18 protein-coding genes are annotated in these 20959 nt (G+C 71.9%); 15 read left to right on the top strand and 3 right to left on the bottom strand.

What is annotated here, in order from left to right:
- Nucleotides 1-41: 41 nt before the first annotated feature.
- From AB0J55_RS03880 to AB0J55_RS03870, 3 genes are all read left to right on the top strand, one after another.
- Nucleotides 42-494 carry a Fur family transcriptional regulator gene (locus AB0J55_RS03880; RefSeq protein ID WP_364242382.1) on the top strand — a complete coding sequence of 151 codons (453 nt, stop codon included), beginning with the start codon at nucleotides 42-44 and terminating at the stop codon, nucleotides 492-494.
- On the top strand, nucleotides 491-2764 hold the full coding sequence (gene katG / locus AB0J55_RS03875) for a catalase/peroxidase HPI (RefSeq protein WP_364242379.1): 2274 nt from the start codon (nucleotides 491-493) through the stop codon (nucleotides 2762-2764). Before AB0J55_RS03880 ends, katG begins: the two co-directional genes overlap by 4 nt.
- Nucleotides 2765-2908: 144 nt before the next feature.
- Nucleotides 2909-3673 (top strand): polysaccharide lyase family 7 protein, encoded by a 765-nt coding sequence (locus tag AB0J55_RS03870; RefSeq protein WP_364242376.1) that lies wholly within the window; start codon nucleotides 2909-2911, stop codon nucleotides 3671-3673.
- A 36-nt stretch (nucleotides 3674-3709) separates the two neighbouring features.
- Here the strand turns inward: AB0J55_RS03870 and AB0J55_RS03865 are convergent, their stop codons facing one another.
- Nucleotides 3710-4732 (bottom strand): LLM class flavin-dependent oxidoreductase, encoded by a 1023-nt coding sequence (locus AB0J55_RS03865; protein ID WP_364242374.1) that lies wholly within the window; start codon nucleotides 4730-4732, stop codon nucleotides 3710-3712.
- A 124-nt stretch (nucleotides 4733-4856) separates the two neighbouring features.
- Here AB0J55_RS03865 and AB0J55_RS03860 point away from each other — a divergent pair, with 124 nt between their 5' ends.
- From AB0J55_RS03860 to AB0J55_RS03820, 9 genes are all read left to right on the top strand, one after another.
- The gene (locus AB0J55_RS03860; RefSeq protein ID WP_364242372.1) at nucleotides 4857-5360 is read left to right on the top strand and encodes a hypothetical protein; all 504 of its coding nucleotides are present in this window, start codon (nucleotides 4857-4859) and stop codon (nucleotides 5358-5360) included.
- Between the two features lie 122 nt (nucleotides 5361-5482).
- Nucleotides 5483-7177 carry an alpha/beta fold hydrolase gene (locus AB0J55_RS03855; RefSeq protein ID WP_364242370.1) on the top strand — a complete coding sequence of 565 codons (1695 nt, stop codon included), beginning with the start codon at nucleotides 5483-5485 and terminating at the stop codon, nucleotides 7175-7177.
- 429 nt (nucleotides 7178-7606) lie between these two features.
- Nucleotides 7607-7936 (top strand): helix-turn-helix domain-containing protein, encoded by a 330-nt coding sequence (locus AB0J55_RS03850; RefSeq protein WP_364242367.1) that lies wholly within the window; start codon nucleotides 7607-7609, stop codon nucleotides 7934-7936.
- A gap of 111 nt (nucleotides 7937-8047) precedes the next feature.
- A complete protein-coding gene (locus AB0J55_RS03845) occupies nucleotides 8048-11908 on the top strand; it encodes a tetratricopeptide repeat protein (RefSeq protein ID WP_364242365.1) in 3861 nt (1286 codons plus the stop codon).
- A 97-nt stretch (nucleotides 11909-12005) separates the two neighbouring features.
- Complete coding sequence (locus tag AB0J55_RS03840) at nucleotides 12006-13409, top strand: cellulase family glycosylhydrolase (protein WP_364242363.1); 1404 nt, start codon at nucleotides 12006-12008, stop codon at nucleotides 13407-13409.
- Nucleotides 13410-13518: 109 nt separating this feature from the next.
- Entirely contained in the window at nucleotides 13519-13878 is a 360-nt protein-coding gene (locus AB0J55_RS03835) for a metalloregulator ArsR/SmtB family transcription factor (protein ID WP_364242361.1), read from the top strand.
- Entirely contained in the window at nucleotides 13875-14363 is a 489-nt protein-coding gene (locus AB0J55_RS03830; RefSeq protein WP_364242359.1) for an SRPBCC family protein, read from the top strand. Before AB0J55_RS03835 ends, AB0J55_RS03830 begins: the two co-directional genes overlap by 4 nt.
- 1 nt (nucleotide 14364) lies before the next feature.
- Nucleotides 14365-14925 carry a maleylpyruvate isomerase family mycothiol-dependent enzyme gene (locus AB0J55_RS03825; protein WP_364242356.1) on the top strand — a complete coding sequence of 187 codons (561 nt, stop codon included), beginning with the start codon at nucleotides 14365-14367 and terminating at the stop codon, nucleotides 14923-14925.
- 153 nt (nucleotides 14926-15078) lie between these two features.
- Nucleotides 15079-16377 (top strand): cellulose binding domain-containing protein, encoded by a 1299-nt coding sequence (locus AB0J55_RS03820; protein WP_364242353.1) that lies wholly within the window; start codon nucleotides 15079-15081, stop codon nucleotides 16375-16377.
- 2 nt (nucleotides 16378-16379) lie between these two features.
- Here AB0J55_RS03820 and AB0J55_RS03815 read toward each other — a convergent pair whose 3' ends face one another.
- Together AB0J55_RS03815 and AB0J55_RS03810 are read right to left on the bottom strand one after the other, a co-directional pair.
- A complete protein-coding gene (locus tag AB0J55_RS03815; protein WP_364242350.1) occupies nucleotides 16380-17123 on the bottom strand; it encodes an alpha/beta fold hydrolase in 744 nt (247 codons plus the stop codon).
- Complete coding sequence (locus AB0J55_RS03810; protein ID WP_364242348.1) at nucleotides 17123-17491, bottom strand: DUF1330 domain-containing protein; 369 nt, start codon at nucleotides 17489-17491, stop codon at nucleotides 17123-17125. The genes AB0J55_RS03815 and AB0J55_RS03810 overlap by 1 nt, the downstream gene beginning before the upstream one ends.
- 72 nt (nucleotides 17492-17563) lie before the next feature.
- Here AB0J55_RS03810 and AB0J55_RS03805 point away from each other — a divergent pair, with 72 nt between their 5' ends.
- From AB0J55_RS03805 to AB0J55_RS03795, 3 genes are all read left to right on the top strand, one after another.
- Nucleotides 17564-18193, top strand: a complete 630-nt coding sequence (locus AB0J55_RS03805; protein WP_364242345.1) for a TetR/AcrR family transcriptional regulator — start codon at nucleotides 17564-17566, stop codon at nucleotides 18191-18193.
- A 33-nt stretch (nucleotides 18194-18226) separates the two neighbouring features.
- Entirely contained in the window at nucleotides 18227-19219 is a 993-nt protein-coding gene (locus AB0J55_RS03800) for a LacI family DNA-binding transcriptional regulator (protein WP_364242343.1), read from the top strand.
- Between the two features lie 347 nt (nucleotides 19220-19566).
- Entirely contained in the window at nucleotides 19567-20919 is a 1353-nt protein-coding gene (locus AB0J55_RS03795) for a sugar ABC transporter substrate-binding protein (RefSeq protein WP_364242340.1), read from the top strand.
- Nucleotides 20920-20959 lie beyond the last annotated feature (40 nt).

Here is a 20959-nt window from a genome sequence, read left to right as displayed (position 1 = left end):
AAACTTGACCCATTCCAGAAAAGGCCCTAGGGTCGGCGGCGATGTCGGACTTCGAAGCACAGCTGCGTGCGGTCTCGCTGCGGGTCACGCGACCCCGGCTGGCCGTGCTGGCCGCGCTGCGCGACCATCCCCACGTCGACACCGAAACGGTGATCGACTTGGTGCGCGCCGAGCAACCGACGGTGTCGCACCAGACGATCTACGACGTGCTGCGGGCGCTCACCGAAACCGGGCTGATCCGGCGCATCCAGCCGGCCGGCGCGAACGCCCGGTACGAGGCCCGGGTGGGTGACAACCACCACCACGTCGTGTGCCGTTCGTGCGGGGCGATAGCCGACGTCGACTGCGCTGTCGGCCACACCCCCTGTCTCACCGCTTCGGACGATCACGGTTACGTGATCGACCAGGCGGAGGTCGTCTACTGGGGCACCTGTCCCGACTGCGCGGCCGACCGTCCCCGAAATGATTCGCCGCTCCCGGAAGGAAGTAAATGAGCTCCACCCAGGACAACCCGTCCTCCGCGCAGGGCGTGGACAAGAAGGCGGCGGCCGGTTGCCCGGTCGCGCACGACTCGGTGACCTCGCACGGCAGCGAGAGCGAAAACCCGGCGATCGACTCGCCGAAGCCGAAGACGGGTGGCCGTCCGCGCACGAACAAGGACTGGTGGCCCAACCAGCTCGACCTGTCCGTGCTGCACGCCCACTCCCCGAAGGGCAACCCGCTCGGCGAGAACTTCAGCTACGCCAAGGAGTTCGCGAAGCTCGACGTCGACGCCCTCAAGCGCGACATCACCGAGGTGCTCACCACCTCGCAGGACTGGTGGCCTGCCGACTTCGGCCACTACGGCGGCCTGATGATCCGCCTGAGCTGGCACGCCGCGGGCACCTACCGCATCCACGACGGCCGCGGCGGCGCCGGGGACGGCAACCAGCGCTTCGCCCCGCTCAACAGCTGGCCCGACAACGCCAACCTCGACAAGGCGCGCCGCCTGCTGTGGCCGGTCAAGCAGAAGTACGGCCAGAAGATCTCGTGGGCCGACCTGCTCGTGCTCGCCGGCAACGTCGCCCTGGAGTCGATGGGCTTCAAGACCTTCGGCTTCGGCTTCGGCCGCGTCGACGTCTGGGAGCCCGAGGAGATCATCTGGGGCCCGGAGGACGACTGGCTGGGCGACGAGCGCTACGTCAGCGACTCGGAGATGGCGCCCGAGGTCGGCGCGACCGAGATGGGCCTCATCTACGTCAACCCCGAGGGTCCCCGCGGCAGCGCGGACTTCGAGGCCGCGGCGCACTTCATCCGCGAGACCTTCGCCCGGATGGCGATGAACGACGAGGAGACCGTCGCCCTCATCGCCGGTGGCCACACCTTCGGCAAGACCCACGGCGCCGGCATCGCCGACGACCACGTGGGCCCGGAGCCCGAGGGCGCGAACCTGGAGGCGCAGGGCCTCGGCTGGCTGAGCACGTACGGCACCGGCAAGGGCCCGGACGCGATCACCAGTGGCCTCGAGGTGACGTGGACCGACAAGCCGACCCAGTGGAGCAACCGCTTCTTCGAGATCCTCTTCGGCTACGAGTGGGAGCTCACCACCAGCCCGGGCGGCGCGAAGCAGTACGTCGCCAAGGACGCGCCGGAGATCATCCCGGACCCGTACGACCCGAACAAGAAGCACAAGCCGACGATGCTCACGACGGACCTGTCGCTGCGCTTCGACCCGGTCTACGGCCCGATCTCGCGCCGGTTCCTGGAGAACCCGGACGAGTTCGCGCTGGCCTTCGCCAAGGCCTGGTACAAGCTGCTGCACCGTGACATGGGCCCGGTCAGCCGCTTCCTCGGCCCGTGGGTCGCCGAGCCGCAGCTGTGGCAGGACCCGGTCCCGGCCGTCGAGGGCGAGCTCGTGGGCGACGCCGACATCGCCGCCCTCAAGGCGAAGGTCCTCGACTCGGGGCTCACCACCGCGGAACTGGTTTCCACGGCGTGGGCGTCGGCCGCCAGCTTCCGCTCCACCGACAAGCGCGGTGGCGCGAACGGCGCCCGGATCCGCCTGGAGCCGCAGCGCAACTGGGAGGTCAACCAGCCCGAGCAGCTCGGCAAGGTCCTGGAGATCCTCGAGGGCATCCAGCGCGAGTTCAACGAGGCCGGCGGCGCGCAGATCTCGCTGGCCGACCTGATCGTGCTGGCCGGCTCGGCCGCCGTCGAGAAGGCGGCGCGCGACGCCGGCGTCGAGACGACCGTGCCGTTCCACCCGGGCCGCACCGACGCCTCCCAGGAGCAGACCGACGCCGACTCGTTCGAGCCGCTCGAGCCGCGCGCCGACGGGTTCCGCAACTACCTGCGCTCCGGCGAGAAGCTGCCGCCGGAGGTGCTGCTGGTCGAGCGCGCCTACATGCTCGGCCTGTCCGCGCCCGAGATGACCGTCCTCGTCGGCGGCCTGCGCTCGCTCGGCAACAACCACGGCGGTGCCGCGCACGGTGTCCTCACCGACAAGCCGGGCGTGCTCACCAACGACTTCTTCGCCAACCTGCTCGCGCCGGGCACCCGGTGGAAGGCGTCGGAGTCCGACGAGAACGTCTACGAGATCCGCGACGTGTCGACCGACGAGCTGAAGTGGACCGCCACCGCGGTCGACCTCGTCTTCGGTTCGAACTCGCAGCTGCGGGCGCTGTCCGAGGTCTACGCCAGCGACGACGCCCGCGAGAAGTTCGTCGCGGACTTCGTCGCGGCGTGGACGAAGGTCATGGAGCTGGACCGCTTCGACCTCGCCTGATCGCCACCTCGACGGGCCTGGCCGGTTTTCCGGCCGGGCCCGTTTCGTGTGCGCGGCGATCTTGACAAGGGGTGAGCGCCGACCTACCGTGAGTTCCACGCCGCCGGGTTGTCCAGACCATTTACCGTGAAAGGACACTCGACGATGCGTGTGCGTGCCTTGCTCGTCCTCCTGGCGATCCCGGCCCTGGCCGCGGCGACCGCGTCCCCCGCGCTGGCGGCGGATCCGTCCGTGGCTCCGGGCGGCAACTTCGACCTCTCGGTCTGGCAGCTGCAGGAGCCGGTCGGCTCGCCGGGCAGCCCGACGACCATTTCGTCGTCCCGGCTGCAGGGGCCGAACGGCTTCCAGGACAGCTACTTCTACACCGACACCCGCGACGGCGCGATGACGTTCTGGGCGCCGGAGAAGGGCGTCACCACGCCGAATTCGAACTACGCGCGCTCGGAGCTACGCGAGATGAACCGCGACGGCTCGGCCGCGAACTGGTCGCTGAGCGGGTCGCACAAGCTGAGCGCGACCCTGCGCGTGGTGTCCGTGACGTCGAACGTCTGCGTCGGCCAGGTGCACCTCGGCACCGGCGGCTCGTCGACGAAACCGCTGCTGGAGCTGTACTACCGGGCGAGCGGCGACATCGTGCTCGGCACGGAGAACTCCCCCGACGGCGGCCAGACGGCGCACACGGTCGGCCACGTCTCGCTCGGCAAGACGTGGACCTACACGATCGGCATCTCCGGCGGCAACACCATCGACCTGACGGTCAACGGCAGCACGACGCACTACGGCATCCCGTCGTCGTTCAAGGCGTACAAGCAGTACTTCAAGGCCGGCTCGTACAACCAGTCCTCTTCGGACAGCACGACCAAGGGCGCCCGCGTCGCGTTCTACGGCCTGAAGGTCACCCACGGCTGACGAAGAGCGGCCCGGCCGCCACCGGGCCGCCGTTCCTCAGCGCCAGCCCAGCTCCGGGGCCACGTGGGTGAGGATGTTCTCCAGCACGTGCGCGTTGTAGTCGACACCGAGCTGGTTCGGGATGGTGAGCAGCAGCGTGTCCGCGGCCTGGATGGCCTCGTCTTCCTTGAGCTGCCGGACCAGCTCGTCGGGCTCCCCGGCATAGGAGCGGCCGAAGATCGCGCGGGTGTTCTCGTCGATCATGCCGACCTGGTCGCGCGAGTGGCGGTCGCGGCCGAAGTACGCGCGGTCGGTGTCGTTCGTCAGCGCGAAGATGCTGCGGCTGACCGAAACCCGCGGCTCCCGCTCGTGGCCGGCCTCGGTCCACGCCTCGCGGTAGGCCTCGATCTGCTTGCGCTGCTGGACGTGCAGCGGCTCGCCCGTCTCGTCGTCCTTGAGCGTCGAGCTCTGCAGGTTCATGCCCAGCTTCGCCGCCCAGACGCTCGTCGCGTTGGAGCCGGAGCCCCACCAGATGCGGTCGCGCAGGCCCTCGGAATGCGGTTCGAGCCGCAGCAGGCCCGGCGGGTTGGCGAACATCGGCCGCGGGTTCGGCTGCGCGAAGCCCTCGCCTTCCAGGAGCTTGAGGAACACCTCGGTGTGCTGCCGGGCCATGTCGGCGTCCGTCTCGCCCTCGCCGGGGGCGTAACCGAAGTACCGCCAGCCGTCGATCACCTGCTCGGGGGATCCCCGGCTGATGCCGAGCTGGAGCCTGCCGCCCGAGATCAGGTCCGCCGCCCCCGCGTCCTCGATCATGTACAGCGGGTTCTCGTAGCGCATGTCGATCACGCCGGTGCCGATCTCGATCTTCGACGTCCGCGCGCCGATCGCCGCCAGCAGCGGGAACGGGCTCGCCGCCTGCCGCGCGAAGTGGTGCACGCGGAAGTAGGCGCCGTCCACGCCGAGCTCCTCGGCGGCCACCGCCAGGTCGATCGACTGGTGCAGGAAGTCGGCGGCCGACCTCGTCTCGGAGTGCGCGCCCGGCGACCAGTGGCCGAACGACAGGAAGCCAATCTTCTTCACACCCCTCAGACGTCCGGGAGCCGCGAATGATTCCCGGGTGTGAGCTGGTCGTTCGCTCGTTCCGGTGAATCGCCGCCGCGGCCCGGCCGGGCCGGGTACTCCGCCGGAAACGAGGAGGAGACGCATGCCCGACAACGACCTCACGGGGTTCCTGATCATCGGACTGGTGTTCGTGGTGGCGGACGGCCAGGTCCTCTACCGCGGCGGCCGGCGGTACCTGAGCGGACCGGACGGCGGGGAGGGCACCGGGTCGATGGCCTGGATGGTGGTGACCGTCTTCCACCTCGTCTCGTTCGGCGTGCTCGCCCTGCTCTCGGTGGTCGGCCCGCAGTGGTCGGGCTCGACGGCCGCGCTCGTCGGCCGGCTCGGCGTCTTCCTGCTGCTGATGGCCGTGGCGCACGTGCTCACGCTGGCCGTGCTCTCCCGCCGCCGCCAGGACCGGATCGTCGAAGAGCACTTCCAGGACCGGGAAACCGAGACCTACGTCCGGCCGGCCACCGAGGTGGTCGTCGAGCCGGCCGCGACGGACCCGGCGTGGCGGCCCGCCGTCACCCCGGTGCCCGGCCAGGACGGGCCGCAGCCGCGGGTGGCCCCCGATCTCGGCAACCACGGCCCGTACCGCACCTGACCTGCACCGCGGCGTTCACCGGATCGAAGGAATCCTTACGGTGATCCGCGACTTTGTGCTGCCACTCCCCCACCGGGCGTGATTGGATTTTCCCGGCCGGTGCGCGAGGAAGGAAGACTGCGGTGCGAACGTCCCGAGCTGGGCTGGCGGTGGCCGTCTCGGTCCTGGTGGCGGCCACGGCGCCCGCCGCCGCGACCACGCCCGACCCGCTCGCTCCCTACCGGGGTCAGCAAGTCACCTGGGGCGCCTGCCCCTTCAAGCAGGGCGCCCACGCCCGGGCCGCGCAGTGCGCGCGGATCACCGTCCCGCGGGACTGGTCGGCGCCGTCCGCCGGCACCGACCTCGAGGTCTCGATCAGCCGGGTCCCGGCCGCCGGGACCCGGCAGGGCGCGATCCTGGTCAACCCCGGCGGGCCCGGCGGCCAGGGCACGTCGCTGGCCGGCGCGCTGGCGAGCCTGGAACCGGCGGTGAACGAGCACTACGACCTGATCGGCATGGATCCCCGCGGGACCGGCCAGGAAGGCGGCGAGGACAAGGGGTACGTCTGCCGCGTGCCGCTGGGCCGGCTGCCCGCGGACGACGACGACCTCGACGCCCGCGACCGCTCGGCGGCCAGCATCGCCGTGCACCAGCGGACCCCGCGCGTGCTGGCCGAGGCGTGCCAGAGCGACGCGCTCGCGCCGTTCATCACCACCTGGCAGACCACGCACGACATGGACCTGATCCGCTCGCTGCTGGGCGACGAGAAGCTGAACTACCTCGGTTTCTCCTACGGCACCTGGCTCGGGGCGAAGTACGCGTCGCTGTTCCCCGACCGCGCCGGGAGGATGGTCCTCGACTCCAGCGTCAACTTCGAAGGCCGGCTCCAGGCCGCGTTCGAAGCGTTCCCGAAGATCGACCAGCGCCAGTTCGACGGCGTCTACGCACCCTGGCTGGCCCGGCGGTTCCCGGACCAGCTCGGCAAGACCGCCGCCGAGGTCCGGGCGAAATGGGAGCGGCTGCGCAAGTTCTTCAAGTCCAAGGGCGTGCCGCCGGACGTCTTCGACTCGGTCTTCGTCGGCAACGGCAGCACCCGGCAGTGGATGACCGGCGCCCTGGTCCTCACGAAGGGCGCGGCGGCCATGGACGGCACGGCCGCCCCGCCGCCCACCGCGCTGCGCAGCGACCTCGACCGGGCGTCACGGGCGGTTTTCGGCCGGCCGGCGGACCGGCTGACCGCCGCCGACGTCGCGGCGGACCCGCCGGAGCCCGACTACGCCGACGTCCCGGGCACGCGGCTGGCGGTGGCGTGCGGCGACCAGCCGACGCGGACGGCGAGCTGGTACAAGCTGCTCAGCGACCTGCAGGGGCCGGCCTACCCGCTGTTCGGCTGGGCGTACGGCCTGAGCGAGGCGTGCGGTTTCTGGTCCGACCCGCCGCGGCACGAGCTGCCGAGGCTGACGTCACGTGCCGCGAAGAACATCCTGGTCGTCCAGGGCGAGTTCGACCCCCAGACCGGCTACGAGCAGGCGGAGGCGGCCGCGCGCGCGGCCGGGATCCCGATGATCTCGGTGGCGGATTCGCCCTTCCACGGCCAGTACGCGGTCGGCGGCAATTCCTGTGTGGACGATCTGGTGAACGGCTTCTTCCTGGGCGGCGCCCGCCCGGCGGCCACCATCTGCCCCGGTGTCCCGCTGCCCGGCGAGCACCAGGTGTACCCGGTGCCGGGCCCGGTGGGCCTGCCGGCCGAATCGTCGGCCCCCGCGGCGCGCGACTCGCTTTCGACGGCGCGGGAACGGCTTCAGGACGCCATCAGCTCGGTCAACCGCGACCGCTGACCGCGGAGGGTGGCCGCCCGCACGGAGCCCGTCTCACCGCCGATCGGCGACCGGGCCGCCGGGGGCGTGGCCTGCGCACTCCTGCCCGGCCCGAACGTCCCGCGTCCCCGCGCAGAGAAAATCTCCCTTGGCGAGGGTAGACATTCGCGCCCAGCCGGAGGTAATCTTCTGCCTGTACCGAGAGAGACCAGACGGGAAGGAAGGGCACGGGAACATCACTGGATCGCCCGCCGCGGCTCGTGGCCGCGCGGGTGCCGCAGTCCCATCGAGTTCGGAGGTGGTGCTCGGTCACGGATGAGCGATCCCCGCGCCGGTCGGCGCGGGTGCAGGAGGCCGGTGGTCACGCCGGCCGGCAGTAGTGATACCCAACCTTCGAGGACCCCGGGTGCCGCCCACGGCACCCGGGGTCCTTTCCGATGCGGAGGTGACGTGATTCCCGACCGGGAAAGACCGGGGCCGCCCGGTAAGTTCGACGACGAGCACTACCCCGGCTACACCATGGGCCGGGCCGCGGACATGCTGGGCACGACCCAGGGCTTCCTGCGCAGCCTCGACGAAGCCGGCCTGATCACGCCGCAGCGGTCCGCCGGCGGGCACCGCCGGTACTCGCGGCACCAGCTGCGCCTGGCGGCGCGGGTCCGGGAGCTCGTCGACCAGGGCACCGCCGTCGACGCCGCCTGCCGGATCGTCACCCTCGAAGACCAGCTCCACGAAGCGCGGCTGCTCAACCGCGCCCTGCAGGGCGAACCGGACGGCTGACCGCTCACTTCTCCACTGTGGACTCCGACTGCTCCCGCGCGTCCACCTCGGCCCCGGCGAGCACCCGTTCGGCCGAAGCGGGCGCCTCGCCCGGTGTAGTCCACTACGCCGGTGAACGCGCTGGATCCCCGTGCCCAGGTCACCAGGTTGCGCCGGGCGTGCCGGTACGCCGAAGCCGAAGAAGCCGTCGAGAAGCTGCTGGACGGCGCCGGCGCCCACGTCGAGCTGGGGCGGATCGCGTTCGAGCGGGACCGTACCGACGTCGCGTCGCAGCACTTCGCGCGCGCCGTCGAGCTGGATCCGGCCGATGAACTCGCGCAGGCGTGGCGGGTGGCGGGGCTGAGCAGGCAACGCCGGTACACCGAAGCCCGGGCCACCGCCGACGCCGTCCTGGCGCGGCGCCCGGACGCGCACCTGGTCCGGATCGCGCGGGCCCGGGTGGCCGAGGACGAGACCGACGAGGAGAAGTACCTGCTCGACGAGCTCGAAACCGTGCTCGCCGCCGCGCCCGATCACCTCGAGGCCCTGGAGGTGCGCGTCCGGACGCTGGGGACGATGAACCGTCCCGACGAGGCGGCCGCGGCCGCCCGGAAGGCCCTGGAGGTCCACCCGGACGCGGCCGAGCTGTACGTGGCCTGGGGCGAAGCGCTGGCCGAAGCCGGCCGGTTCACCGCCGCGGTCGAGAAGTTCGACCAGGCCCTGGAGCTCGAACCCGAATACGTCGAAGCGCACTACCGGAAGTTCGGGGCGCTGAACGACGCCTGGCGCCACGACGAGGTGTGCACGCTCGCCGAAGAGGCCGTTCGGCAGCTGCCCGGGGCCAGCCGCCTGTACCTCTCGTGGGGTGTCGCGCTCAACGAACGCCAGGACTTCGCCGGAGCGCTGGCGAAGTTCGAGCACGCCGCGGAACTCGATCCCCAGCGCTCCCTGTACCACCGCTGGCGGGCCACCGTCCTGAGCCACCTCGACCAGGACACCGAGGCCCTCGAAGTCCTGCGCACGGCCCTGGCGGCCATCCCGGACAGCATCAGCCTGCTCGTCGCCCAGGCGTGGCGGCTGCACGACCGCGACGAGACCGAAACCGCCGTCACCGTCGCCGAAAAGGCCGTCGCCCTCGATCCGGCGGACGGGTCCGCGCTCACCTGCCTCGTCACCCTCCTGCGGTGGTCGCACCGGTTCGCCGAGGCGGAATCGGTGGCCCGGTCGGCGATCCGGCTGCGGCCCGGGGACCCGGAGCTGCACAACGACCTCGGCTGGATCCATGCCGACCAGGACCACGACGAAACGGCGCTGGAGTGGTTCCGCCGGGCGAGCGACCTGGTTCCCTTCGCGGCCGGGTACCTCGTGGACGTTTCCAAGGCGCTCCGCTGGCTCTACCGCCACGACGAAGCCGAGCGGCTGCTCGCGGAGGCGTGCGCGAAGCTCCCCGAGTCACCCGACCTGGTCGAGAACCGGGCGCTGCTGCTCGAAGACCGGGGCGACCTCGCCGCGGCGGTGGACCTCTACACGGAGATGAACGACCGCTGGCCGGGGTACCTGCGGGCGTGGATCGGGCGGATCCGGCTGCTGGCGAAGCAGGAGCGTCACGTCGAGGCGGAACGGGCGGCGCGGCTGGCGGTGGCGGCCAACCCGCTCGCCTACCAGCTCCGCAGCTGGGCCGCGTCGGTCCAGGACACGATCGGCGGCCCGGAGAAGGCAGCGGAATCGCTGCGCGCCGCCTGCGCGGAACTGCCCGGCCGGATCGTGCTGTCGCTCGAACTGACCTGGTACCTCCGCAGCGCGGAAGCACCCGGCCAGGCCCGGGAAATCCTGTGGCAGCTGCCGGACCGCTCGGACGTCCTGATGAACCGCATCGGCCTGCTGCGCGAAACCCGGGAGCACGCCGAAGCGATCGCCATCGCCACGGCGGGCGCGGAACGCTTCCCCCGTGATCTCCGGTTCCGGCGGGTCCTCGGCGACATCCACGCCGACCTGGACGAGGACGAGCAGGCGCTGGCGGACTACGAAGCCTGCCTCGCCCTGAACCCCACCGACCGGACGAGCCTGCGCGGGAAGCTGCTCTGCCTGCGGCGGCTGGGCCGGTTCGACGAGGCGGTGCGGATCCTGCTCGAAGAGCTGGCCCAGCGCCCGAACTACCTCGACCTGCACATCGAGCTCGCCTGGACCTACGCGCAGCTGGAGCGGCGGGAGGAGGGGATCGCCGTCTACGAGAAGGCCCTCGAACTCGATCCCCGGCACACCGGCGTCCGGCTGAACCACGCCAACGCCCTGCGGATGGCCGGACGGCACGACGACGCCGAGGCCGCCCTCACCGCCGCGCTGGAACTGTGGCCCGGCAACGCTTCCCTCGTCCTGGAGATGGGCGAGCTCCGCGACGCCCAGAACCGGCACGAAGAGGCGCTCACCTGGTTCGACCGGGGCATCGCCCTGTCCCCCCGGTCCACCTGGGCGCTGGTCGCCAAGTCGGCCGCGCTGCGCTCGCTCGGCCGGTTCGGGGAAGCCGAACGGCTGCTCGCGCCGAAGCTGGCGAACCCGAACGTCGCCACCACCGTGGTCATCGAATGGGGCTGGGTCCTCCGTGACCGCGGCGAGCTCACCCGGGCCGGCGAGGCCTTCGAACGCGCTCTCGGCCAGGCCGTCGGGACGCGCAGCCGGGTCGACGCCCTCAACGGCCTCGGCTGGGTCGCCTTCACCGCGGGCGACTTCGAGCAGGCCGCGCTGCGGTTCCGGGCCGCCATCGCCGAGAACACCCAGTCCCTCGACGCGATGGTCGGCCTCGCGTGGACGCTGGTGCACGAAGGGGAACCGAACGGCGAGGACGAGGCGGAACGCCTGTGCCTCGCCGTCCTGGCCGAGTCGCCGCGCCGGCACCTCGCGCACACGTGCCTGGGCGTCCTCTACGCCCGGCAGGGCAACCTGCCCCAGGCGGAGTACCACCTCCGCCGGTCCATCGAGATCGATCCCTACGGCGGGAGCTACGTCGACCTGGGTGCCCTCTTCGCCCAGATGGCCCGCTCCGAAGAAGCCGAAGCCCTGTTCCTCAAGGCGCTGGAACGCAACTGGTACGACAGCCAGGCCCACATCGAACTGGGTGCCCTCTACCTGCAGCGCGGCTTCGACGGCCCCGACGACCCGGCCGACGCGCGGCGCGCGGCGCGGCACTTCCGGCAGGCCCTGGTCATCGAGCCGACCCGGGGCGCCGCGGCCATCGGGCTGTCGCTGGCCCTGATCAAGTCGCCCGGCGACCTGCCGGCCGCCGAACGCGTGCTGCGGGACGCCCTGCGGCGCAAGGACTGCGACCAGCCGCGGTGGCAGCTGCTCGTCGCGCTGGCCCGGCTGCTCATCGGCCGCGGCGACGAAACCCAGCGCCGTGACCTGCACCTCGAAGCGCTCAGCACCGCCCGGCAGGCGATCGAGCTGGCCGCCGGTCAGGCCGACCCGCACTACGTCGCGGGTGTCGCGGCCTACAAGGCCGGGGAAAGCGGGCCGGAAGCCCAGGCGCGGCCGTTCTACCGCCGCCGCGCCCTGCACCACTTCCGGCGCTGCCTGCACCACGATCCCGAGCACATCGAAGCGCGCCGGGTGATGACGCTCGCCGAACAGAGCCTGGCCATCACCCGCAACAGCCTCGCGGGCAGCGCGACGATGATCGCGGTGGCCGGCGGCCTGCTGATCACGCTGTGGCTGGGGTTCTTCCTCACCGACAAGGTGACCACGGTCGTGATCAGCACCCTGACGCCGATCCTGGTCGGCCTGGTGGCGCTGGGGTTCGTGCTGCCCTTCCTGGTCCGGCTGAAGCTGCCCGGCGGCGTCGAGGCCGACCTGTCCGCCAGCCTGAACCAGGTGTCGTCCGGGCCGACCGGCGAGGTGAGCATCGGCCCCGGACGGCTGGTCGGGACCAGCTCGGACAGCTCCCCGGTGTGGTCCCCGCTCAGCACCGGCCCGCGGGGCGAACTGCCGCGGCTGGGCTGACCCGGCCGCCCTTGACGGATCGCGGCACCGGATGTTCTCCTGTTTGGGAGCGCTCCCAGCCTGGTGAAACCTTCGAAACCAGACCATAGGGAGTTCGATGAAGCGCTCCATCGCTGCGCTGGCCGCCGCCGGCGCGACGGTTCTCGGCTCGACCTGCCTGCTGCTGATGCCGACGGCTTCGGCCGCCGCGCAGGGCTGCCGGGTCGACTACACCATCACCAACCAGTGGCAGGGCGGGTTCCAGGCCGGGGTCAAAGTCACCAACCTGGGCGACGCGATCACCGGCTGGTCCCTGCAGTTCACCTTCCCCGACAGCGGCCAGAAGGTGGCCCAGGGCTGGAACGCCACCTGGTCGCAGTCCGGCGCCACCGCCACCGCCACCAACGCCGACTGGAACCGCACGCTGGCCACGGGCGCCGTCACCGACCTCGGCTTCACCGGCACCACGACCGGCGCCAACCCGGTGCCGGCGGCGTTCACGCTGAACGGCGTCACCTGCACCGGATCCACCGGCCCGGGAACGACGACAACGCCCACGACGCCCAGCACGACCCCCACCACGCCGTCCCCCGGGAGCACTCCCCTGGCGGCGAACGGGCAGCTGCACGTCTGCGGCGTCCACCTGTGCAACGAGGGGAACCGGGCGATCCAGCTGCGCGGCATGAGCACGCACGGCCTGCAGTGGTTCGACAGCTGCTACAACGACCGGTCGCTGGACGCGCTGGCGAACGACTGGCACGCCGACCTGCTCCGCATCGCCATGTACGTGCAGGAGAAGGGGTACGAGACGAATCCGGCCTGGTTCACCGACCGGGTCAACGCCCTGGTCGGCGAAGCCGAGGAACGCGGGATGTACGCGGTGGTCGACTTCCACACCCTCACCCCCGGCGACCCGAACTACAACCTCGACCGCGCCAAGACGTTCTTCGCCGCGGTGGCCGCGCGCAACGCGGCCCGGAAGAACGTGATCTACGAGATCGCCAACGAACCCAACGGCGTGAGCTGGGCCGGCATCAAGAGCTACGCCGAGCAGGTCATCCCGGTGATCCGCGCCGCCGACCCGGACGCCGTGGTGATCGTCGGCACCCGCGGCTGGTCGTCCCTCGGCGTCTCCGACGGGTCGAACGAGACCGAGATCGTCAACAACCCGGTCAACGCCACCAACATCATGTACACGTTCCACTTCTACGCGGCCAGCCACAAGGACAACTACCGCGCCACCGTCAGCCGCGCCGCCACGCAGCTGCCGCTGTTCGTCACGGAGTTCGGCACGGTGACCGCCACCGGCGGCGGCACGCTCGACCAGGCCAGCACCACGGCCTGGCTGGACCTGCTCGACCAGCTGAAGATCAGCTACGCGAACTGGACGTACTCCGACGCGGACGAAAGCAGCGCCGCCCTGCGCCCGGGGACCTGCGCGGGCAGCGACTACGGCACCGGCACGCTGACGGCGTCCGGCGCACTGGTCAGGAGCCGCATCAGCACTCCGGACAGTTTCTGAGGCACGGGCGGGGGGGGTTCCCGGCCCCCCGCCCCTTTCTCAACCGCCGGGTTGACAACGGGCGGGGTGCGCTCTACGTTCTTGTTCAACCGAGGAGTTGAGAAGACAGGTGGACGAAGGCACCGAGCGGCTCAACCGGGTGTTCGCGGCGCTGGCCGATCCCACCCGGCGCGATCTGGTGGCCCGGCTGGCGGGCGCGGACGCGACCGTCGGCGAGCTGGCGGAACCCTACGACATGAGTCTCCAGGCGATCTCCAAGCACGTGAAGGTGCTCGAAGAGGCCGGGCTGGTGACGCGCAGCAAGGACGCCCAGCGCCGGCCGGTCCACCTGGACGCCGAGGTTTTCGACCTGATGACCAAGTGGATCGACCGGTACCGGCGGCAGGCCGAGGAGCGCTACCGGCGCCTCGACGCCCTGCTCGGCCGGATGGCCGGCGACGAAGCCCGATCCCGCGAGGACGCATCATGACCATGGCGAAGCACGAAACCGAGATCCAGGCCGACGGGCGGGTCCCGACGATCCGGATCGTCCGGGAGTTCGACGCCCCTCCCGAACTCGTCTTCCGCGCGCACGTCGACCCCGAGCTCTACGCGCAGTGGATCGGGCCGCACTCGGTCACCACGAGGATCACCCGGTGGGACGCGCGGGCCGGTGGCGCGTGGGCGTTCGCCAACGACCGGGACGGCGAGGAGATCGCCGCCTTCCACGGCAGTTTTCACGACGTGCGGCCGGACGAGCGGATCGTGTGGACGTTCACCTACGACGGCGAGCCCGACGGCGTCGCCCTGGAAACCCTGACCCTCGAAGCACTCGAGGGCGGCCGCACCCGGCTGCAGGTGCTGAGTGTGGTGCAGGACTTCGAAACCCGGGACGGCATGCTGGCGAGCGGCATGAACACCGGCCTCACCGAGGGCTACGCCAAGCTCGACGAACTGCTCGCCAAGGAGGCGTGAAATGACCCCCACCGGCCCCGCGCAGCGGCACGCGCACGACGCCGCCCGGTTCACCGAGCTCACGGAGTCGGCCTCGGCCGCCGACTGGACGCGGCCCAGCCCGGTCGCGGGCTGGACGGCGCTCGACGTGGTGAAGCACCTGGTCGAATGGCCGCGGGCGTTCCTCGGCGGAGCCGGGATCGAGCTGCCGGCACTGGCCGTCGAAGCCGACCCGGCCGCCGCGTGGAAGCAGCACGCCGCCGACATCCAGGCCATCGTCGACGACCCCGCCGGGCGGGTGCTCAGCAACCCGCACACCGGCGACCGTCCCGTGGACGAGGCGATCGACCAGTTCTACACCAACGACATCTGGATGCACACCTGGGATCTCGCCAAGGCGCTCGGCCGCGAGCCCGACCTCGGCGAGGAGCGCTGCGCCGCCACCTTGGCCGGAATGCGGCCGATGGAGGAACTGCTGCGCGGCAGCGGGCAGTTCGGCCCGGCGGTGCCGGTCGCCGCGGACGCCTCGGCGCAGGACCGGCTGATCGGCTTCCTCGGCCGCGACCCGGCCTGGCGGCCCTGAGCGGACGGCGGCGCGCGCTGCGGAGCGCGTGCCGCCGCGGGACCGGCGGAAGATTGACAACGGACGGTCCCCGGAGGACTCTGGGAGCGCTTCCAGAAGTCGCCGCCGGGGTCGCTTCCGCCTGCCCCGGCACGCAAGGCGGAAGGAGAGTCCATGGGATCCGCCTCCCGCCGGGGTGCCGCGCGCCCGGCCGTGCTCGCCGCGGTCGCCCTGCTGGTCCTGGGTGTTTCCGTGCTGTGGCCGTGGCCGTCGGGCGCCGCGCCGGCCGCGCCGGTCACCGGCAACGCCACCCACTTCGACGCGCTCGGCGCACCCTACGGCGGCTGCGGCCTGCCCCAGGAGCAGCTCGACTCGCCGGACTTCGTGGCCCTCAACGTCTACAACACCCCCGGCGACTACGGCTTCTACCCGCGGCCGATCCCGCCGGCGCAGGCCGCCAAGATCGGCCTGTGGGACAACGGCCGCAACTGCGGGCGGTTCGTCCAGGTCACCATCGGCGACTACTGCACCGGCGTCAACGACGGCGCGCCCGGGCAACCGTTCTGCCGCAACGGGTCCTGGGTGACCGACGGCTACGCGGGCGCCCAGCTGACCATGGTCGTGGCCGACAGCTGCGGCGACGCGAACGCCTGGTGCCGCGACGATCCCGGGCACCTCGACCTGTCGACGGCGTCACTGAACCGGTTCGTCAAGAACGGCGTCCCGGTCGGCGACATGAACCCCGCGCACTGGAACAACCGGCACGTCTCGTGGTCCTACGTGCCCGCGCCGGACTACACCGGCGACCTGAAACTCGGGTTCCTCCAAGGGGCGCAACGGTATTGGACGGCCATCGCCGTGTCGCACCTGCCCAACGGCGTCCACGGCGTGGAGTTCCTCGGCGCGGACGGCACCTGGCAGCAGGCGCAGCCGGACAGCGATCTGGGGCAGGCGTTCATCATCGGCCCGACTGCCACCGCGGGCACCGCGTACGCGATCCGGGTCCGCGACGCGAGTGACGCGCTCGTCAACGACGGCCGCGTCTACCGGTTCACGTTGCCGGACCAGTGCCTGTCGGGGTGCGGGGCCGCCTACACCGCCATCGGCTACACGACCGGCACCGGCACCCCGACGAACACGACCACACCCACGACCACGACCACGCCGGCCGGGGTGGCGTGCACGGCGGCCGCCGCGGTCACGTCCACCTGGAACGGCGGGTACCAGCTGCAGTTCACGGTGCGGAACACCGGCTCGGCCGCGGTTTCGGGCTGGACCACGTCGTTCTCGTTCGCGGACACCCAGCAGGTGACCAACTCCTGGAACGCCGCGGTGACCCAGACCGGCCGGCAGGTGCAGGCGGGCAACCAGTCCTACAACGGGACGCTGGCCGCCGGGGCGACGACGACCTGGGGTGCCACCGTGTCCGGCGCGGCCCAGCCGGTGTCCGGATTGGCCTGCGCCGCCCGCTGACCTCAGGGGACGGTGGCCCAGAACCCGGTCAGCGCCGCGGCGGCGCGGGCCGGGTCGTGGGTCATCCACCAGTGGCCCAGGCCGTCGAGCACGGCGACCTGCGCACCGGCGCGGGCGGCCGAGCGGCGGCGTTGGTCCTCGGTGCCGGAGACGGGGTCGGCCGTGGCGAGCACGGCCAGTCCCGGCCGGGCCGCCGCGCGTTCCAGCGGCAGGCCCAGGCCGGGGACACCCGCGGCGGCGGACCGGTACACCGACAGCACCGCCCGGCCCATCGCCTCGTCCTGCCCCGCCGCGACGCGGGCCGCGACGGCTTCGCCCATCCCCCGCTCCTCCAGCACCGCCGCGCGGTCCGCGGCCGTGCCGCCGAACCGCGCCGCGACGTCGGCCTCGCCGGCACCCGGCGTCTGCCAGCGGCGGGCCAGTTCGTGCCACTCGTACCCCGGGTCGTACATTCCGAGTGCGTCGCTGACCCAGCTGCGGACCAGCTCCGGGTGGCTCAGGACGACGTTGACGACGTGCCCGCCGCCGAGGTCGTGCCCCACCAGGTCCACCGGTTCGCCGAACGCCGCCAGCTCCGCGACCAGCCAGTCGCGGTAGCCGGCGTGGGTCGCCTCGAACCCGGCGGGCAGCGGCGCGCCGAAACCGGGCGGCGACAGGCAGACCACGTCGGGCCGCGCGAGCTCCGCCAGCAGCAGGTCCCACACCGCCGCCGTCTCGGGGTTCCCGTGGACGAACACCGCGGGCATCAGGGACCCGCCGGCGTGGTCGGCTGCAGCACGGATTCCGCCAGCGCTTCGGTGCGCAGGTGGGTGATCGCCTGGTATTCGGGGTCGCGGACCATGGCCGCGAACGCCTGCCGATCCGGGTAGCGGACGAGCGCGACCATGTCCCAAGCCTGCCCGTCTTCGGCGACGAGCGCGCGGCCGCCGCGGCCCAGGTACTCGACCTTCAGGCCGTACCGGGCGTTCAGCCCGCGGTTCAGGGCTTCGGCGTAACGCTGGTAGCTCTCGCGGCCGCCGTCCGGGCGGAACCGCAGCAGGTTGAGCATCACGACCGGGCCGCCCGGGTCCTCGGCGAGCAGGGCGTCGAGGGCGCGGTCTTCGATTTCGATCATCAGGACCTCCTTGGCCGCCACCTTACACATACTTGTTGGTCGACACGCAAGTTAGTTTGCTATCCTCATGTCATGCCGACCGCCCGCCGCACCCAGCAGGAACGCCGCGACCAAGCCGAAGCCGCGCTCCTGACCGCCGCCGCCGAGCTCGTCGTCGAGCAGGGCGTCCGCTCGCTGACCCTCGCCCGCGTCGGGGAACGCGCGGGGTACAGCCGCGGCATCGTCACCCACCACTTCGGCGGGAAGCAGGCGCTGGTGGAGCGGCTGGCGCGGGCCACGCAGACCGGGTTCGTCCCCGGCCTCGAAGACGTGCCGCCCGGGCTGGACCGCCTGCTGCGGCTGATCGACGGCTACCTCGGCGAGCTCGGCCGGATCGGGGTGTTCAACCAGGCCTTTCTGTTGCTGTGGGCCGAATCCGCCACCCAGCCGGAGCTGGCGCCGATCTTCCGGGAGCGGGACGAGGCCTTCCGCGCCGACCTGCGCGAAGACGTCGAAGCCGGGATCGCGGCCGGGACGATCGACGGGAGCGCCGTCGCGGCCGAGGTCGCGACCGCCGTCGTCGGGCAGCTGCGCGGGATCGCGCTGCAGCGGCTGCTCGACCCGGGGAGCGTCGACATCGACGGGCTGCGCCGGAGCGTCACCGAGCACTGGCGCCGCGCCCTGCGGACGGCTTCCTCCGCCGGGACCGCGGCGACCCCTTAGGCTCTTCGTCGGACGGCGGAGGGAGGTGGCGGGGTGACCGGGCGGCTGCCGCGGATCAAGCGCGTGACGATCGAGGACGTGGCCAAGGCGGCCGGGGTGGGCCGGCAGACCGTTTCGCGCGCGCTGCGCGACCTGCCGGAGATCGCTCCCGAAACCCGCGACCGCGTGCTGGCCGCCGCGAGCCGGCTGGGTTACCGGCCGAGTGCGCTGGCGAAGGGCATGCGCACGCAGCGTTCGGACGTCATCGCGCTCGTGGTGTCCGACATCGCGAACCCGTTCTACCCCGCTGTGGCGCGCGGGGTGTACGACGCGGCGGAGGCGGCCGGGTGCAGCGTCGTGCTGTACAACACCGATGCCGACCCGGGCCGGGAACGCGACGCCATCGAGGACGCGCTGGCCCGTTCCGCGCGCGGCGTCGTCGGCTTCTTCTACGGAACCCCCGAGGACGTGCTGGCCGACTACGCGCGCTCGGTGCCGCTGGTCGTCGCCGACCGGGAGCTGTCGACCGAGGTGGCCGCCTCGGTGAGCAACGACTTCGCGGCCGGGACCGCGGCCGCGGTCGAACTGCTCGCCCGCCGCCCGGACGCCTGCCTCGGCATGCTGGACAGCTCGGTCGGCGTCGCGGTGGACGAGCGGCGGCTGGCGTTCCTCGCCGCCTGCGCCGCCCACGGGTTCGGCGACGTCTCGGCCCGGATCGTGCAGGGACCACCGAGCATCGCGGGCGGCACCGAGGCGGCCCGCCGGCTGCTCGACGACTGGCCCGCGGTCAACGGCATCTTCGCGTTCAACGACCTGATGGGCATCGGCGCGGTCCAGGCGGTGCTCGCGCGTGGCGCCGCCGTCCCGGCCGACTGCGCCGTGGTCGGGTTCGACGACCTGGAGATGTCGGCCTACCTGAACCCGCCGCTCAGCACGGTCCGGATCGACAAGTACGACCACGGGCAGGCCCTGGTCCGCGCCCTGCTGGCGGACACGGCCGACCGGATTTCGCTGCCGGTTTCGCTGATCACCCGCGCCACCGCCTGACCCCGCGGCGAAGACGCCCTTGACGGCGTGCCCCGGAGGTGCGCATACTCCCCGGGAACCAGCGCCGGGAACATTCCCGGGAACGTTCCCGACAATGGACGGACAGGGAGACAACGGCATGGACGCAGGCCGCCATCCCGCCCGCGGCCGGTGCCGGAAACCCGTTCCCGCTCGCCCACCGAGCCGCCGCCGGCACCACAACACCTCGTCCCCCCGCCGCCAGGCCCACCGTCCACACCGGACCCCACTCCTCCCGCCGCCGCGACCTCTCCCGCTTCCCGGAGCCCGGCTCCTCCCGATCCCGGGCCTCGGCTGATCCCGCCGCCACCCCGAAAGGACCGAACGCAATGGTGCGTACCTCCCCCACGACAAGACGGCTCCGCCGGCTGGGCGCCGTCCTCGCCGCGGCCGGGCTCGCCCTGGCCACCGCCGCCTGCGGCAGCACCGATGCCGCGGCTCCGGCCGCTGCCGCCTGCGCGCCATCGGGTGGCAAGGTCGAGCTGTCGTTCTGGTCCTGGCTGCCCGGCATCGACCAGGCCGTCGCCCTCTGGAACCAGGGACATCCCGGCATCCACGTCACGGTCGAGCAGACCCCGCAGGGCAACCAGGGCACCTACAACAAGATGTTCACCGCCCTCAAGGCCGGCCAGGCCCCGGACCTCGGGCAGGTCGAGTTCGACTCGCTGCCCGGGTTCCGCGTCCAGCAGGGCCTGCGCGACATCTCGGGCTGCCCCGGCGTCGCGGACGCCAAGGCGAAGTTCGTCGACTGGACGTGGGCGCAGGCCTCGGTCGGCGGCGACGGCGTGTTCGCCGTCCCGCAGGACACCGGCCCGATGGGCCTGTTCTACCGCAAGGACCTGTTCGAGAAATACCACGTGCCGGTGCCGACGACCTGGGACGAGTACGCGCAGGCCGCCAAGACCCTGCACGCCGCCGACCCGAACCTGACCATCACGCACTTCCCGCAGAAGGACGTCAACTGGTTCGCCGGTCTCGTCTGGCAGGCCGGCGGGCACTGGTTCACCCAGGACGGCCAGCAGTGGAAGGTGAACCTGACCGACCCCGCGTCCACCAAGGTCGCCGGCTACTGGCAGAACCTGCTGTCGCAGGGCCTGGTCTCGAACTACCAGGGCTTCTCCGAATCCTGGAACAAGGCACTGGATTCCGGGCAGATCGCCACCTGGACCGGGGCCGTGTGGGGCGTCGGCACGATCGCGAAGGCCGCGCCGTCGACCGCCGGGAAGTGGGCCGTGGCGCCGCTGCCGCAATGGACCAAGGGCGAGCAGCGCTCGGGCAACTGGGGCGGCTCGACGACGGCGGTGTTCGCCGGCACCAAGCACCCGGCCGAAGCGGCGCAGTTCGCGCTGTGGCTCAACAGCGACCCGCAGGCGCTGGCCGTTCTCACCGCCCAGGGCGGCATCTACCCGGCCACCGTCGACGCCCAGGCGAACGCGAAGGCCTCCCCCGAGAACACGCAGTTCTTCGGCGGCCAGGACGTCGACGCGGTGTTCCGCGAGGCGGGCAAGGGCGTCAGCCAGGACTTCACCTGGGGACCGTCGATGGAACAGACCTACGCCCACGTCCGTGACGGGTTCGGCGCCGCCCTCGCCGGCCACGGCACGCTCGGCGACGCCCTTTCCGAAGCCGGCGCGGCGACGATCACCGACCTGCAACGCCAGTCCATCCCCGTGGCGAAGTAGGGCCGACGATGGTTGTCGCAGCGTCTCGAACCGTCGCCGG

This window comes from Amycolatopsis sp. NPDC049688 (assembly GCF_040674975.1).
Taxonomy (GTDB): Bacteria; Actinomycetota; Actinomycetes; order Mycobacteriales; family Pseudonocardiaceae; genus Amycolatopsis.
The sequence above is the reverse complement of the archived record's forward strand: the minus strand, read 5'-3'. Positions and strand labels throughout refer to the sequence as shown.